We start from the raw sequence: 15,048 nt of genomic DNA, 5'->3' as shown, positions 1-15,048 counted from the left end.
ATGACCGCCAACATCAGCCGACGCACGTTACTAGCAGCAACAGGCACAGCGGCCCTCGCCGGTTCCGCCGGCCTCACCACCAGCTCGTACGCCGGTACGCCCGATCCCGCCGCTCTGCTGCGGGGTGGGTGGCGCCCAAGTCGCCAGGACCGGGCTCTGGTCGGCCGCTGGGCCCGGGACACCTGGCGCAGTCTGGTCGCGATGACCGACGAGAAGACCGGCCTGCCCGCCGACAACATCGGGGAGTCCGTCACCAACCCGGTCCGCAGCGGGTACACCTCGCCGACCAACATCGGCGGCTACCTGTGGAGCACGATCGTCGCGCGCGAGCTCGGCATCATCTCGCCGGCCGAATCCATCCGGCGGCTGCGGCAGACCCTCACCACGATGTCCCGCGTCGACCATCACGAGCCGAGCGGGATGTACTTCAACTGGTACGACGAATCGACCGGCGAGGTCCTGCGGGTCGATCCCGACGGAACCAAGGCGATCACGCCGTTCGTGTCCAGCGTGGACAACGGCTGGTTCGCGGCGGCCCTGATGGTGGTCCGCACCGCGGAGCCCGCCGTACGCCGGCTGGCCGGCCAACTGCTCGCCAAGATGAACTTCGCCTACTACTACAACCCCAACGCCCGGCCCGGGCTCGGAGCGGGTCTGATGCGGGGCGGCTTCTTCGAGACGCCGCCGCCGGACGAGGCGACCGACAAGGGCAACCACGCCGGTACCGGGCCGGACGTGTACTACCGCAAGTTCCACTACGACACCTGCAACACCGAAGCCCGGATCGCGCCATACATCGGGATCGCTCGCGGGCAGGTGCCGCCGCAGCAGTACTTCGCCACCTACCGCACCTTCCCGGACACGTGCGACTGGTCGTGGGTCGAGCAGAAGCCGGTCGGCGTTCATCGGACCTACCTGGGCATCGACGTGTTCGAGGGCAGCTACTCGTACCGCGGAATGCGGCTCGTCCCGTCCTGGGGCGGCGACATGTTCGAGTCGCTGATGCCCGACCTGTTCGTCCCGGAGTCGAGTTGGGCGCCGCGCAGTTGGGGCATCAACCACCCACTGACTGTCCGGGCGCATATCGAGCACGGGATGGACGAAGCGAAGTACGGGTACTGGGGCTTCTCGCCGGCGAGCAACCCGAAGGGCGGCTACTCGGTCTACGGTGTGGACGCGATCGGGATGGACCCGGGTGGCTACCCCTCGGATCTCGAGGCGACCAACTTCGACGCGGGGTTCGACGGTTGCCGCGAGGGGACCAACCCGAACCCGACCTACGGCGACGGTGTGGTGACGCCGCATGCCGCGTTCCTGGCGATGCAGTACGCGCCGCGGCAGGCGCTGGACAACCTCAGCCGGATCGAGTCGACGCTGCACGCGTACGGCGGTGGCGGGTTCTTCGACTCGGTCGCGGTGAAGTCCGGGCTGATCGCCCGGCGCTACCTGTCCCTGGACCAGGCGATGGTGATGGGTGCCATCGGCAACGTCTTCGCCGGTGACCTGATCCGGCGCAACTTCGCCGTCGGCGACGTGGTCCGGCGGGTCCGCCCGCTGATCGCGATGGAGCAGTTCACCGCCGGCCTCGACTGAACCAACCAACGGGAGTCACCTGTATGCAGAGCAATGCGAAGGCCGACTGGGACGAGCGGATCACCCTGCGCAGCGACGAGACCCGCGTGGTCGAGTTGCCCGACCTCGATCCTCCGGCGTCGGTGACGGCGGTGGGCGGGGTCGGCCAGGTGACGGTGGACTGGTCACCGGTACCGGGCGCGGTCGGCTACGTGATCCTGCGCGGCCTGGACGACTGCTCGCTCGAGCCGGTCGACCACCACAGCCGCGACATCCTGTCGGTGCCGGCGCCACCGTATGTCGACACGACCGGCACGCCCGGTACGACGTACCGGTACGCGGTGGCGAGTGTCCCCGAGGTGACCGTGCACGGTCGGCCAGGTCCGTGGGTCGAGGCAACTGCTTTGGTTGCCGATGACAACCTGCCTGGTGTCCGGGTCACTGTGGATGCGGTTGCCCACGGCACTGAGTTGCCGCGGCCGTGGGTGCCGATGGTGGGGAGCGAACGGCTCAGCCAGCTGCTCTGCAAGGACCTCACCGGTGGTCGCGAGATCGGGGTCGAGCTGGAGCAGGCGTTACGCCGGATGCACGACGAGCTCGGGGTCCGGACGGTCCGGGCGCACGCGATCTTCCACGACGACACCCGGGTCTACACCGAGGTGGACGGCGTACCGGCGTACGACTTCGCGGTGGTCGACGCGATCTACGACAAGGTGCTCGGGCTCGGGTTGCGGCCGGTGGTCGAGCTCGGGTTCATGCCCCGAGACCTCGCGGCCGACCCGTCGAAGACCGTCTTCGAGTACGGCGCGATCATCTCGCCGCCGAAGTCGTACGAGCGGTGGCACGACCTGGTGCGCGCGCTGGTCGAGCATCTGGTCGAGCGGTACGGGCTGGACGAAGTACTGACCTGGGACTTCGAGGTGTGGAACGAGGCGAACCTCGAGGTCTTCTGGTCCGGCACCAAGACGGAGTGGCTACACCTGTACGACGTGACCGCCGCGGCGGTGAAGTCCGTCGACGCGCGGCTGGCCGTCGGCGGTCCGTCTTCGGCGGCGGCCGGGTGGGTGGACGACCTGCTCGCGCATGCGGCCTCGAGTGGTGCGGCCGTGGATTTCGTGACGACGCACACCTACGGGAGTCCGCCGCTCGACGTACGGGCGTCGCTGGAGCGGCACGGGTTCGGCGAGGCGCGGATCCTGTGGACCGAGTGGGGCGTGACACCGACACACTTCAACCCGATCAGCGACTCGGTGTTCGCTGGGGTGTTCCTGCTGCGCGGGATGCGGTCGGCGGCCGGGCGGGTGGACGCGCTGGCCTACTGGGTGGCGTCGGACCACTTCGAGGAACTCGGCCGGCCGCCGCGGTTGCTGCACGGCGGCTTCGGGCTGCAGACGGTCGGCGGGCTGGCGAAGCCGCGCTTCCACGCGCTGTCACTGCTGAACCGCCTCGGGCCGGTCGAGCTGCCTGTGGTCGTTGATGGCGACGGGGGCGGGAGTCTGGTGGAGGCGTGGGCGTCCCGCGGCCGGGACCGGATCGCCGTACTGGTGTGGAACCTGACCCTCGACCAGTCCAAGGCAGACGGCGCCACCGACCTCACCCGGGAGATCACCCTGAGTTTCCCCGGCGTCGATCCCAGCTGGCAAGCAACAGCCACCTGGCTGTCCGAGGACTCGGGCAACCTGGTGGCAGAGGCAGAAGCTTTGAAAATCGGCGACTGGCCGACCGACGATCAGTGGCGGCTGCTGGCTGAGCGCATCAAGCTCCGCAGTACGCCGTTGGAACGATCAACAGAAGAAGTAACGCTCACCCTGCGGATGCCCAGCGCCGTACTGGTCGAGCTCCGCCCAACTAGCTGAGTGGGGTGGGGCGGGCGGGTTGGTGGCCGCCGCGGGCTTCCAGGTAGCTGTTCTTCGGGACCATCACCTTGCGCTTGAACAGGCAGACCACGGTGCCGTCCTGTTTGTAGCCCTTGGTCTCGACGTAGACGACGCCCCGGTCGTCCTTGGACTTCGACTCCCACTTGTCCAGCACGGTGGTCTCGCCGTAGATGGTGTCGCCGTGGAAGGTCGGCGCGACGTGCCGCAACGACTCGATCTCCAGGTTGGCGATCGCCTTGCCGCTCACGTCGGGCACCGACATGCCGAGCAGGATCGAGTAGATGTAGTTGCCAACTACAACGTTCTTGCCGAACTGGGTGGTCTGCTCGGCGTAGTTGACGTCCAGGTGCAGCGGGTGGTGGTTCATCGTGAGCAGGCAGAACAGGTGGTCGTCGGACTCGGTGACCGTCTTGCCGGGCCAGTGCTTGTACACGGCACCGACCTCGAACTCCTCGTAACTGCGACCGAACTGCATCCCTGCTCCTTCCGCTGACCCCGTCCCGCGGCCCATGCTGCCCAATCGGAGCCCGCAGCGGCAGTACCTCGCCGCGTGGCCTTCCTCTCAGCCGCGTCACGGCCCCGGGAGAGATACGTCACCCGGAGGTGAGCGATCGGTAAGGGCCTGCTGTTTCCCTGGTCTTCTGGGGCCGCTGGAGCCGCCTTGGAGGCTCCGGACTGGGAAGGAACAGCATGCTGCGCATTCACTTCACCGCCGAGGACATCGCCCGGACGACGCTGGCCGCCGAGCCGGACCCGCTCTGGGAGGTGCTGCTGAGCCTGCACATGCTGCAGGTCGAGGACGGCCCGCTCGCGTACGGCGCCTGGCGTCAGCGGATGCGCCGCAGACTCCCTCGGGAGGTCGTCGGCCCGCTGGCCGCGCTGGCGCCGCCGGTGGGCTACTCCCCCGACTTCCTGACACCGACGTCCCAGTCGAGCGAGTTCGGCGAGGCGGTGGACCTGATGCTGTCGACGCCGCGCCACCGGGTCCGCAGGGATCTGTCGCTGCTGAAGCCGAACCGTACGTCGGTCACCTGGGTGCGTCAGCTCGGCGAGGCGCGCCCCGAGAGCCTGCATCGGCTCGGCCACTCGGTGCGGGTCTACCATCGGTCCGCACTGGCGGCGTACTGGCCGTCGTTGCGGTCGGCTGTGCAGGCGGACAACCGGTACCGGATGCACCAGCTGACCACGGGTGGAGTCGGGTCGATGCTGACCGGGATCCACCCGCAGGCGCGGTGGCAGGGACAGGTCCTGGAGATCCCTGCCTTCCCGGACGGGGAGATGCGGCTCAACGGCCGGGGTCTGCGGCTGCAGCCGTCGTACTTCTGCTGGAAGACGCCCACGAAGCTGATGGACGACCAGCTCCCCCCGGTCCTGGTGTTCCCCGTCCAGTACGCCGGTGGGCTGCTGCACAAGGAGCGCTCGAGCGAGGACACCCAGGAGCGCCTGGCCTCGCTCGTGGGCCGGACCCGCGCGACCGTCCTGGCACTGACCGTCGAGGGCGCGACCACGACTCAGTTGGCCCGCTCCTGCAACATCACCCTGGCCACGGCCAGCCACCAGACCGCCGTACTACGGGACGCCGGGCTGATCGTTTCGCAGCGCCGGGGCAAGTCGGTGATCCATCAGGCGACCCAGCTCGGGCACGCGTTGCTGGAAGGTACCGACCCCTGGTCAGGTAACACTGACCTGCATGAGTCCCGTCTTCCGGCTGCTGGGTCCCATCGCGGTCCTTGAGGAGGGGACCGAGGTGCCGATCGGGGCACCCCGGCTGCGGAACCTGCTGGCCGCTCTACTGGTCAACGCGAACCAGACCGTCACGTTCCCGGAGTTGGTCCACTGGCTCTGGGGTGGTGAGCCGCCGACCCGGCCCCAGCGCGCCCTGCACACGGCCGTGTCGAGGCTGCGGGCCGTCCTCGGGCCGGAAGCCCGGCTCCAGACGGTCATCGGCGGCTACCGTCTGGACGTCGAGGACCACCAGCTGGATCTTCTTCAGTTCCGGCTGCTGGCCGCTGCCGGCAGCATCGAAGACCTGACCGCGGCACTACGGCTGTGGGAAGGGGAGCCGCTGACCGGCACGCTGGACTACCCCGTCGTCCGGGACCAGCGAGCAGTGCTGCAGGAGGAGTGGCTGCGGGTCACCGAGCAGCTGATCGACGAACGGCTCGCCCTGCGCGAGCACAACCAGCTGGTACCGGAGCTGACCGCACTGACCAAGCAGTACCCGCTCCGCGAGCGGTTCTGGGCCCAGTTGATGCTCGCCCTGCACAACTCGGCTCGGCAGGGTGACGCACTGGCGACGTACCACCAGGTGGCTGCCCTGCTGCGGGACGAACTGGGTGTCGATCCCGGTGAGGAGATCCGTCGCGTCCACATCGCCGTGCTGGCCGGGCAACAGGCGGAGCAGCCAGCGGCCCCGGCCGAGTGGCAGGTGCATCGGCAACTCCCGCTCGACATCGGGGATTTCGTAGGCCGTCAGGACGAGGTGGACGCGATCGTGGGCCGCCTGACGAGCCCTGCCGCAGTACCGGTGGTCACCATCAGTGGGCCGCCGGGTGCGGGCAAGACGGCGCTGGCTGTGCGGGTCGCTCACCGGTTGCGGAGCAGGTATCCCGACGGGCAGTGGTACGTGCGCCTGGACGGCGCCGGTGACTCCGAGAGGGACCCGCTGGAGGTACTGCGCTCGCTGTTGGAGTTGGCCGGCGTTGAGGCGATGACAGGTGATGTCGACACGCTCTCGGCCCGGTTGCGCTCGATCCTGGCCGACAAGCGGGTCCTGATCCTGCTCGACGATGCCAAGAACTCACCGCAGGTCCGGCCACTACTGCCGGGCTCACGGGACAGCGCAGTACTGGTGACGAGCAGGAACGAGCTGGCCGGGTTGAGTGTCCTGGACAGCGCACTGGGTACGACGGTCGCAGTACTGGAGTTGGCCGAAGCTGTGGAGCTGCTGCGGGCCGTACTCGGGTCTGAGAGAGTCGATGGCGAGCTGCCGGCGGTAGAGGAACTCGCCAAGCTCTGCGGCTGCCTCCCCCTCGCCCTACGGATCGCTGCCGGCCACCTGGCGCAGCGCTCAGAGGACTCGATCGCGGCGTACGTCGAGGAGCTCCGGGGCAGCAACAGGTTGCTCGCGCTGTCCGTAGTCGGTGAACCCGACGCAGCCGTCGAGGGCGCGTTCGCGCGTTCGTACGAGGGCCTGCTCCCCGACTCCCGACACCTGTTCGCCCTCCTGGGACTTGTGCCCGGTCCAGACGTGACAGTCCCGACAGCCGCCGCGCTACTCGGCACGGGAACGCAGGAGGCCGGCGCACTCCTCGACAGCCTGGTCAGCGCCAACCTGCTGGTCCGCCAAGCCGACCGGTACCGCATGCACGACCTCATCCGCCTGTACGCCGAACAGCGTGCCGAGGCGGAGCCGGAAGCCCAAGCGGCCTGGCTGCGACTGTGTGAGTGGTACCTGTCGACCGCTGACGCCGCCACTCGCTTCGCGTACCTGCCTGCGGTCCGGCTGACGCCTCAGCTCGGCTCACAGACCTTCAGCGACCCCGACGAGGCGCACGCCTGGCTCGAGCAGGAGGAGGCGGGCCTGGTCGCCATGATCAAGCGCGCTGCCGAGCGCGGACCGAATCAGGTGGCCTGGCAGTTGGCCGACATCCTCCGCCACTACCTGACCATCAATCATCGGCTGGATGCGTGGCAGGCAACGGTTCTGGCCGGGATGGCGGCGGCCAGGAGCAGTGGCGACCTCGGTGGGCAAGGGGCGATGCTGCACAGCCTTGGAGCGCTGCAGTTCGTCAGTGGCGACAACGCTGCAGCCATCGAGCTGGCCCGTGAGGCTGCGGAGTTCTATGCGCGGGCGGGGTTCACCCTGGGGTACTCGGCACTGCTCTGCAACCTGGGCATGGCCTACGACGACATGGGCCAGTCGCTGAAGGCCGCGGAGCTGCTGAAGCGGGGAGTGGCCGGTCTGCGCGAGCACGACCGCCCCGGAGCTCTGGCCAACGCCCTGAACAGCCTCAGCAATGCGCAGTGCAACCTGGGCGACCTGGCCGCGGCACTGGCGGCCGCGGACGAGGCGGTCGCCATCGCGCCCGACAACCGCAGCAGGACGGTGGCTCTGTTCAACCGCGGCGTGGCCCACCGGCTGCTGGGAGACCTGACCCAAGCAGAGACGGATCTCAGCGAAGCCGCGCGGTCGGAGGACGAGTCACTGCCGCAGCAGTACGAGACCGCCTTGCTCTACGCCGATCTGGGCTACCTGGAAGAGGCCGAGAGCTGGACCAGAAGGGCACTGACCCGCAGCCACGGCAACGGCCGGCCGTGGCACGAGGCCGCGGCTCTGAACGTGCTGGGAAAGATCTGCAGCCGGCGCGGCCACTGGAACGACGCTGCTCGCCATCACCAGGCTGCCCGCGGTATCGCCCGCAGTAACGGCCACCAGGCCACGGTCGCGGAGTCCGTGCTCGGCCTGGCCGAAGCCGACCTGGGGAGGGGGCAACCGGAGCGAGCGGCGGAGCTGGCCAAGCAGGCGTTGCAGTCCGCCCGCCAGCTCGGCCATCGCATCCTCGCCTGCCGTGCCTTGCTCTTGCTCGCCGTGCTGGAACCCGCCGCCGGCCACGCCACCGAAGCGGCCAGGATCCAGGAGGAGACCGGTTTCGTCCCCGGTGCAGCTAGTTGGACTGCTCCGGCAGCCGAGGGGCGACCTCGCCCTTGAGGGCCAGCTTGGCCAGGTGGTTGCGGGCCTCTTCGGCGTACTTGAAGTCGCACAGGACGTCGTACGTCGTCGCCACCACCGCGGTGCGCGAGGTGAAGTCGCGGCGGCCGCCGAGCTGGGCGTAGCCGATCGCGCCGAACGCCATCCCGAAGACCGCGCCCAGCACCACACCGGTGATCACGGCCGCCAGCCAGCCGCCGTTGCCGCTGGTGAACAGTCCGAGCAGTACACCGACGAACAGGCCGAACCAGGCACCGCTGGCCAGCCCGGCGGTGAGCGCCCGGCCCCAGGTCAGCCGCCCGGTGATCTTCTCCACCTGGCGAAGGTTGTTGCCGACGATGGTGGTGTGCTCGACCGGGAACTTCTCGTCCGAGAGGTAGTCGACCGCTCGCTGCGCCTCCCGGTAGGTGTCATAGGTCCCGATCGTCAGACCGGTGGGTCTGGGGTCCATCGAGGGCATGCCCTGCGTGGTCATCGTCGTTCCTCTCCGCTTGCTGGCAACTCCATCATTGCCGACGACTGGTGACGGGCCGTTGATAGCCTCGCCTCGATGACCGGATGGAAGTGGGACATGGGCGCGACACGCCGGGTAGGACGCGTCTTCACCCGGCGTCCCCCGGGTCCCGGCGCACCTCTCGACCTGGTCGGCAGCGGCAAGCTGGACGGCGCACTGGTCGACTGGGCGTACTACCGGGACGGCCGCCGCGACACCGGGACCGCGTCGTACGTCGACGCCCTCACCCGGGCCAGACACGGCGACGGCTTCGTCTGGATCGGTCTGTTCGAGCCCAACGAGCGCCAGCTGGCAGTGCTCGGCAGTGAGTTCGGGTTGCACCAACTGGCGCTCGAGGACGCCACCGAGGCGCATCAGCGGCCGAAGCTGGAGCGGTACGGCGAGACGCTGTTCGCAGTACTGAAGACCGTCCGGTACGTCCCGCACGGCGACCTGACCGCCACCAGCGAGGTGGTGGAGACCGGTGAGGTGATGGTCTTCTGTGGTCCCGGCTTCGTGATCACCGTGCGGCACGGGGACCACGGCGAACTGACCGGCCTACGGCAGCAGCTGGAGAAGGTGCCGAAGCGTCTGGCGGCCGGACCGGGCGGCGTACTGCATGCCATCGCGGACCATGTGGTCGACAGCTACCTTGCCGTCGCGGCCGCAGTACAGGCCGACATCGACCTGATCGAGGTCGACATGTTCAGCCCGCGGGGCTGGCGCAACATCGACCGGGTGTACCAGCTCAAACGCGAGGTACTGGAGCTGAAGCGGGCAGTGGCGCCCTTGACCGGGCCGATGCGCGCTCTGTCGACGCAGGAGCACCCGCTGATCGGCGACGAGACCAGGAACTACTTCCGCGACGTCGACGACCACCTGCTGCGGGTGAAGGAGCAAGTGGTCTCGTTCGACGAGCTGCTGAGCTCGATCCTGCAGGCCGGGCTGGCCCAGGTGCAGGTGTCGGAGAACGACGACATGCGCCGGATCTCCGCCTGGGTGGCGATCCTCGCGGTGCCGACGATGATCGCCGGCGTCTACGGGATGAACTTCGACAACATGCCCGAGACGACCTGGAAGTACGGGTACTACGGCGTGCTGGTGCTGATGCTGACCGCCTGCACGGTGCTCTACCTGTTGTTCAAGCGCAATCGGTGGCTCTGACCACTCACCGCTACCTCTTGGCCGCACTACCGGTTCTGCGGCCGGTTGGCAACCTCTTGCCATGGCCGCCACTGGCCCGCCCGAGTGTGACTCAAACGGTTGTGTGCTCTGGAATAGACCTGATTCAATCGGCCCATAGCGTTCGGTCAGCGACCAGCCACGATCCGCGACCGACGGCAACCGGGGGCGCCGGGACGCTGAGGATCAGGGAGGGTTCCGTGCTACGTATTCATTTCACGCCACGTGACCTCGCGCGGACGACCGTCTCGACCAAGCCGGCGCCGTCGTGGGAGATCCTGCTGAGCCTGCACATGCTCCAGCACTCCGAAGGCCGGCTGATCTTCGAGGACTGGCGCCGCTCGATCCGCACCAAGGTGTCACCGGACCAGATGCGGCTGCTGCTCGAGCTGACCCCGCCGAAGGGCTACTCCCCCGACTTCCTCACCCCGGCCGCGTCCGCGCCGGACTTCGAGACCTCGCTGGAGCTGATGCTGTCGACGCCGCGTCAGCAGTTGCGCAGCCAGCTGCAGTTGCTGAGCAGGTACCGGCCTGTCTCCCCGTGGACCCGCGAGCTGGCCCAAGGCGAGAGCAGTGCCCTGCACAAGCTCGGCCGGGCGATCCGGTCGTACCACGATGTCGCCATCGCGCCGTACTGGAAGTCGATCGGCACGCACGTGTCTGCTGACCACGCGCATCGCGGTGAAGCCCTTGCCCGGCACGGTGTCGACCGGTTGCTGTCGACGCTGCACCCGCGCGTGCGCTGGGTGGCGCCGGTGCTGCAGGTGCTGGACATGCAGGACCGCGACCTCTACCTGGACGGGCGCGGCATCGAGCTGCAGCCGTCCGCGTTCTGCTGGCAGGTCCCCACCAAGCTGCAGGACCCCGAGCTGAAGCCGATCCTCGTCTACCCGATCCAGCACGCGCCGGGCATCCTGCGCCATACAGCACCCGACTCGGCGGTCTCCTCGGACGTCCTCGGCTCCCTGCTCGGCTCGACGCGCGCCGCCGCGCTGGAAGCCACAGTGACCGGCTGTACGACGACCGAGCTGGCCCGCCGCTGCAAGATCTCCCCGGCCGCGGCCAGCCACCAGGCGACCGTACTGCGGGAGGCGGGGCTGATCACCACGCGGCGCGTCGGCGCATCGGTCCGGCACGAGGTGACCCAACTGGGCATCTGGCTCCTGTCCGGCCACGGCTCCGGCAGCCTCCGCCCGGGCGACGCCCCGCAGTACCGGCGTACTGAGGCTTACAGCTTGTAGTCCTCGAGCAGACGGCGGCCGATGATCATCCGCTGGATGTCGGCCGTGCCCTCGCCGATCAGCAGCATCGGTGCCTCGCGGTAGAGCCGCTCGATCTCGTACTCCTTGGAGAACCCGTAGCCGCCGTGGATCCGGAACGAGTCCTCGACCACCTGTGAGCAGTACTCACTGGCCAGGTACTTCGCCACGCCGGCCTCGAAGTCGTTGCGCGAACCGGCGTCCTTCTTCCGGGCCGCCTTGACCATCAGCTCGTGCGCGGCCTCGACCTTGACCGCCATGTCGGCCAGCCGGAACAGCACCGCCTGGTGCTCGGCGATCTTCTTGCCGAACGTCTCGCGCTGCTGGGCATAGGAGATGCCGAGCTCGAACGCCCGCCGGGCCACCCCGCAGCCGCGCGCGGCCACGTTCACCCGGCCGACCTCGACCCCGTCCATCATCTGGTAGAAACCCTTGCCCGGTACGCCGCCGAGGATCTGGCCGGCGTCGATCCGGTAGCCGTCGAAGATCAGCTCGGTCGTGTCGACGCCCTTGTAGCCCATCTTCTCGATCTTGCCCGGCACGGTCAGGCCCTTGTCGACCTCACCGAACCCCGGCTCCTTCTCGACCAGGAAGGTGGTCATGTTCTTGTAGACCGAGTCCGAACCCTCGTCGGTCTTGGTGAGCACGGCGACCAGGTTGCTGGTGCCGCCGTTGGTCAGCCACATCTTCTGGCCGTTGATCACGTAGGCGTCGCCCTCTTCGGCCGATGCAGTCTTGACGGCCTTGGTCTTGATCGCGGCGACGTCGGAACCACAGCCCGGCTCGGACATCGAGAACGCGCCCCGGACCTCGCCGGTCGCCATCCGCGGCAGGTACTTCTGCTTCTGCTCGTCGGTCCCGTGCTGCAACAGCATGTAGGCGACGATGAAGTGCGTGTTGATGATGCCGGACACGCTCATCCAGCCGCGGGCGATCTCCTCGACGCAGAGCGCGTAGGTGAGCAGCGACTCGCCCAGCCCGCCGTACTCCTCCGGGATCATCAGCCCGAACAGGCCGAGCTCCTTGAGGCCCTCGACGATCTGGGTCGGGTACTCGTCCTTGTGTTCCAGCTCGGTCGCCACCGGCAGGATCTCGGACTCGACGAAGGCCCGGACCGTCTTCAGGATCTCCTCCTGGATGTCGGTGAGTCCCTCGGTCTGCTGCAACCTGCTCATCAGCGGCGCTCCTTCCGTCGGCCCGCGACCCCTGGTTACGGCACTACTCGTGAGTATCGCGGCTCCCAGCATGTCCGCCCAGCCCAACACCCGCTGTGACACCGGCCACCCCCACACAGTCACCTGCCTCACGCCGGTACTACGAGGCGCGGGGTTGCGGGGGGCTGGTCAGTTGCGGTTCCAGCCGGTGCCGTCTCCGTCGCCGTCGCCCTCGTCCTGGTTCCGCAGGGCGCTGCCGATGACTGCGAACCAGGCGGAGATCTGCGGGGTGGAGTGCCAGCGGCCGTCGCGCTGAGCCTCCAGCAGCCGCTGCCTGGCCTGCTGGAACTGCCTCGCGGCCTGCTCGACGTCATCTTCCTCAAGCGCCTTGGCCGCCTGATCCAGATCCTTCGCAGCCTCGCGCGCGGTCTTCATGCCGCGCTCCTGCTCGTGCTCCCGCAGCAGCTGCGCCAGCAACCGCAGCGACTCCGGTGAGCCGACCCGCGGAATCGAAGGCTTCTTGGTAGCGGTCTTCTTAGGCGTCGGCTTCTTACTGGGCGTCTTACTGGGCGTGGGCGTCGGAGTCGCCTTGGGCGTCACCACCACCTTCGCAGTCACCGACGGAGTAACCGGCGGAACCCCACCCGCCTGCGCCGGCGAATCAGAAGCCACCCCCTGCCGCAACAACACAGCAATAACGACCCCCACAACCACCACGCCAGCCGCAACCCCCGCCTTGACCAACGCCCCGCGCCGCCGCTCCTGCTCCACCGGCTCGTCGCGCTCTTCAAACGCCCTAGCCGGCAATATCCCGGCCGCAGGCGGAGCCGCCGACACGACCGCGTCGGCGTAGCCGGCTTCCGTGCTCGCCCCTTCGGCGTCCGCTCCTGCGGAGCCCGCAAGCGCTGGGCCGTCCTGGCCCGCCCCACCCGCGTGGCTCGCGCCCGCGGCTCCGAGCGTCGGCGCGGGGAGCGTCGGGAGAACCCGGGTGCGGGTGTCTGCTGCTGCTCCTCCAGCAGCCGCGCCGTTCAGGTAGGCGGCGACGGCGGCTGCTGAGGAAGGGCGGGTTGCTGGGGCTTTGGAGAGCAGGCTCATGACGAGGTCTGCTAGGCCGGGGGCTGTTTCGGTCTGGCGTACTGGGGGTGGTGGGGTGTCCAGGTGTTGGTGCATGACGTTCATGACGTCTTCGCCTACGAAGGGTGGGGTGCCTTCGAGAAGTTCGTAGAGGACGCAGCCGAAGGCGTACCAGTCGCTGGCTGAGGTCGCGCGTTCGCCGCGGACCTGCTCGGGCGAGACGTAGCCGGCCGTGCCGAGCAGTACCGGCCCGGTGGAGCCGTCCATGCCGGTTGCCTGGGCTATGCCGAAGTCGGTCATCTTGAGCGTGCCGTCGGGCGCCAGCAGCAGGTTGCCCGGTTTCACGTCGCGGTGGACGATCCCGGCCGCATGTGCCGCGTCCAACGCACGAGCACCCTGCAGTGCGATGTCAGCTACGAACTGGTCCGGCGGCAACCCCTTGGAGCGCAGCAACTGCGCCAGGTCCGGCCCGTCGACGAGTTCCATCACCAGGAAGACCTGGCCGTTCGCAGTACCGACGTCGTAGGTCGCCACCACGTTCGGGTGGGTCAGCCGGGCCGAGGCGCGTGCCTCGGTGCGGAAGCGCTCGACGGCGTCCACGGGGTCGCCTTCCAGCCGGCGCAGCAGTTTCACCGCCACCGGCCTGGCCAGGACCGAGTCCTCGGCCCGCCACACCTCGCCCGCGCCGCCGCGCCCCAGCGGGGCCAGCAATCGATAGCGCCCCGCGAGTACCTCGCCGTTCACACCCAACACCTCACAGTCAGCCGATCGCCGCCCTACCCTAGGCGGCAGCCCCGCCGAGTGCGAGCGCGCGACGATTTTCCGGCGCAAGACTTTGCGTTTCGGTGCCGGCACGGTTGCAGTGGGTCAGCGCCGGCTCATCATCCGGAACTCCCGCGGCGACAGGTAGTAGGTGGCGGCGAAGCAGCGGGCGAAGTACGACTGGCTCCCGAAGCCTGCCCGCTCGGCGATCTCGGCCACGGAGTACGTGGTGGTGTGCAGCAGGGTCGCCGCGTGCTGCAACCTGAGGTCGGTGATGAATCTGACCGGGGTGGTGCCGTCGTGGCGGCGCATCTCCCGGGCCAGGTGGCCGGCGCTGACATTGGCCAGCTCGAGCATCCGTGGCAGGCCCACGCGCAGATTGTCCTCCTGGCGCATGGCCCGCTGGGCCGCGCGCAGCCACGCCGGCTTGCCGCCCTCCGGCGCATCGGTGACCGGTACGACCAGCAGGAACAGGTCGGTCCAGAACTGCAGCAGATCGAGTGGGCGCGGCTCCTCCCGGGTCCGCAGAAGGGCCGTTTCGAAGATCGCGACGAGCTCGGGGAGCCGCTCTCCGCCCGCGCGGAAGACCGGCGGGCGGGGCGCCAGATCCCACCTCCCGGCAGGGTCCAGGTGACTCAGCTCGGCATACGTCTGCCAGCTGCAGACCGGGAAACTGACATTGACGAACTCCACCCCTTCGGCCTCACGTCCCGCCATCGCGTGCTCGTCGGTGGGACGGACCAGCACCACGTCTCCGGGGTCCAGCGGTACGGAGCCGCTGGTGAGCAGGTGCTCCCCGCTGCCGGACAGAACCCCCATCAGTTCGTAGAAATCCTGATGCGTGTGCCGCACCGAGTCGTGCGGATCCGGCCCGTACCAGACCCGCGCCGCGTTGAAAGGCCGGCCGAACGCCTCGAGCTCGAACCTCAGGGTCAGCACCATGGCAGAAAAATACAAACACTGG

11 protein-coding genes are annotated in these 15,048 nt (G+C 68.6%); 6 read left to right on the top strand and 5 right to left on the bottom strand.

Going from position 1 to position 15,048, the window contains the following annotated elements; genetic code table 11:
• Together AB0F51_RS30145 and AB0F51_RS30140 are read left to right on the top strand one after the other, a co-directional pair.
• Positions 1 to 1,593: a glucoamylase family protein gene (locus tag AB0F51_RS30145; protein WP_360285325.1), complete on the top strand. Its 1,593-nt coding sequence runs from the start codon at positions 1 to 3 to the stop codon at positions 1,591 to 1,593.
• A 23-nt stretch (positions 1,594 to 1,616) separates the two neighbouring features.
• On the top strand, positions 1,617 to 3,428 hold the full coding sequence (locus tag AB0F51_RS30140; RefSeq protein ID WP_360285323.1) for a xylan 1,4-beta-xylosidase: 1,812 nt from the start codon (positions 1,617 to 1,619) through the stop codon (positions 3,426 to 3,428).
• On the opposite strand, the gene AB0F51_RS30135 is transcribed toward AB0F51_RS30140, so the two are convergent.
• A complete protein-coding gene (locus AB0F51_RS30135; protein WP_360285322.1) occupies positions 3,421 to 3,924 on the bottom strand; it encodes a MaoC family dehydratase in 504 nt (167 codons plus the stop codon). The genes AB0F51_RS30140 and AB0F51_RS30135 overlap by 8 nt on opposite strands.
• Before the next feature lie 215 nt (positions 3,925 to 4,139).
• Between AB0F51_RS30135 and AB0F51_RS30130 the strand changes: the two genes are divergently transcribed.
• Together AB0F51_RS30130 and AB0F51_RS30125 are read left to right on the top strand one after the other, a co-directional pair.
• Positions 4,140 to 5,183 carry a transcriptional regulator gene (locus AB0F51_RS30130; RefSeq protein ID WP_360285320.1) on the top strand — a complete coding sequence of 348 codons (1,044 nt, stop codon included), beginning with the start codon at positions 4,140 to 4,142 and terminating at the stop codon, positions 5,181 to 5,183.
• Positions 5,140 to 8,160, top strand: coding sequence for a BTAD domain-containing putative transcriptional regulator (locus AB0F51_RS30125; RefSeq protein ID WP_360285319.1), 3,021 nt, complete (start codon positions 5,140 to 5,142; stop codon positions 8,158 to 8,160). The genes AB0F51_RS30130 and AB0F51_RS30125 overlap by 44 nt, the downstream gene beginning before the upstream one ends.
• Here AB0F51_RS30125 and AB0F51_RS30120 read toward each other — a convergent pair.
• Positions 8,117 to 8,635, bottom strand: a complete 519-nt coding sequence (locus tag AB0F51_RS30120) for a general stress protein (protein WP_360285317.1) — start codon at positions 8,633 to 8,635, stop codon at positions 8,117 to 8,119. The genes AB0F51_RS30125 and AB0F51_RS30120 overlap by 44 nt on opposite strands.
• A gap of 75 nt (positions 8,636 to 8,710) precedes the next feature.
• Here AB0F51_RS30120 and AB0F51_RS30115 point away from each other — a divergent pair, with 75 nt between their 5' ends.
• Positions 8,711 to 9,817, top strand: coding sequence for a magnesium and cobalt transport protein CorA (locus AB0F51_RS30115; protein WP_360285316.1), 1,107 nt, complete (start codon positions 8,711 to 8,713; stop codon positions 9,815 to 9,817).
• A 218-nt stretch (positions 9,818 to 10,035) separates the two neighbouring features.
• Positions 10,036 to 11,076, top strand: coding sequence for a transcriptional regulator (locus tag AB0F51_RS30110; protein ID WP_360285315.1), 1,041 nt, complete (start codon positions 10,036 to 10,038; stop codon positions 11,074 to 11,076).
• Here AB0F51_RS30110 and AB0F51_RS30105 read toward each other — a convergent pair.
• The 3 genes from AB0F51_RS30105 to AB0F51_RS30095 form a co-directional block, all read right to left on the bottom strand.
• Positions 11,064 to 12,269, bottom strand: a complete 1,206-nt coding sequence (locus AB0F51_RS30105) for an acyl-CoA dehydrogenase family protein (protein ID WP_360285313.1) — start codon at positions 12,267 to 12,269, stop codon at positions 11,064 to 11,066. The two genes, AB0F51_RS30110 and AB0F51_RS30105, sit on opposite strands and share 13 nt — an antisense overlap.
• A 168-nt stretch (positions 12,270 to 12,437) precedes the next feature.
• Positions 12,438 to 14,066: a serine/threonine-protein kinase gene (locus AB0F51_RS30100; RefSeq protein WP_360285312.1), complete on the bottom strand. Its 1,629-nt coding sequence runs from the start codon at positions 14,064 to 14,066 to the stop codon at positions 12,438 to 12,440.
• A 123-nt stretch (positions 14,067 to 14,189) separates the two neighbouring features.
• A complete protein-coding gene (locus tag AB0F51_RS30095) occupies positions 14,190 to 15,026 on the bottom strand; it encodes a helix-turn-helix domain-containing protein (protein ID WP_360285311.1) in 837 nt (278 codons plus the stop codon).
• Positions 15,027 to 15,048 lie beyond the last annotated feature (22 nt).

It is taken from the genome of Kribbella sp. NPDC023855 (genome assembly GCF_040639475.1).
GTDB lineage: Bacteria > Actinomycetota > Actinomycetes > Propionibacteriales > Kribbellaceae > Kribbella.
The sequence above is the reverse complement of the archived record's forward strand: the minus strand, read 5'-3'. Positions and strand labels throughout refer to the sequence as shown.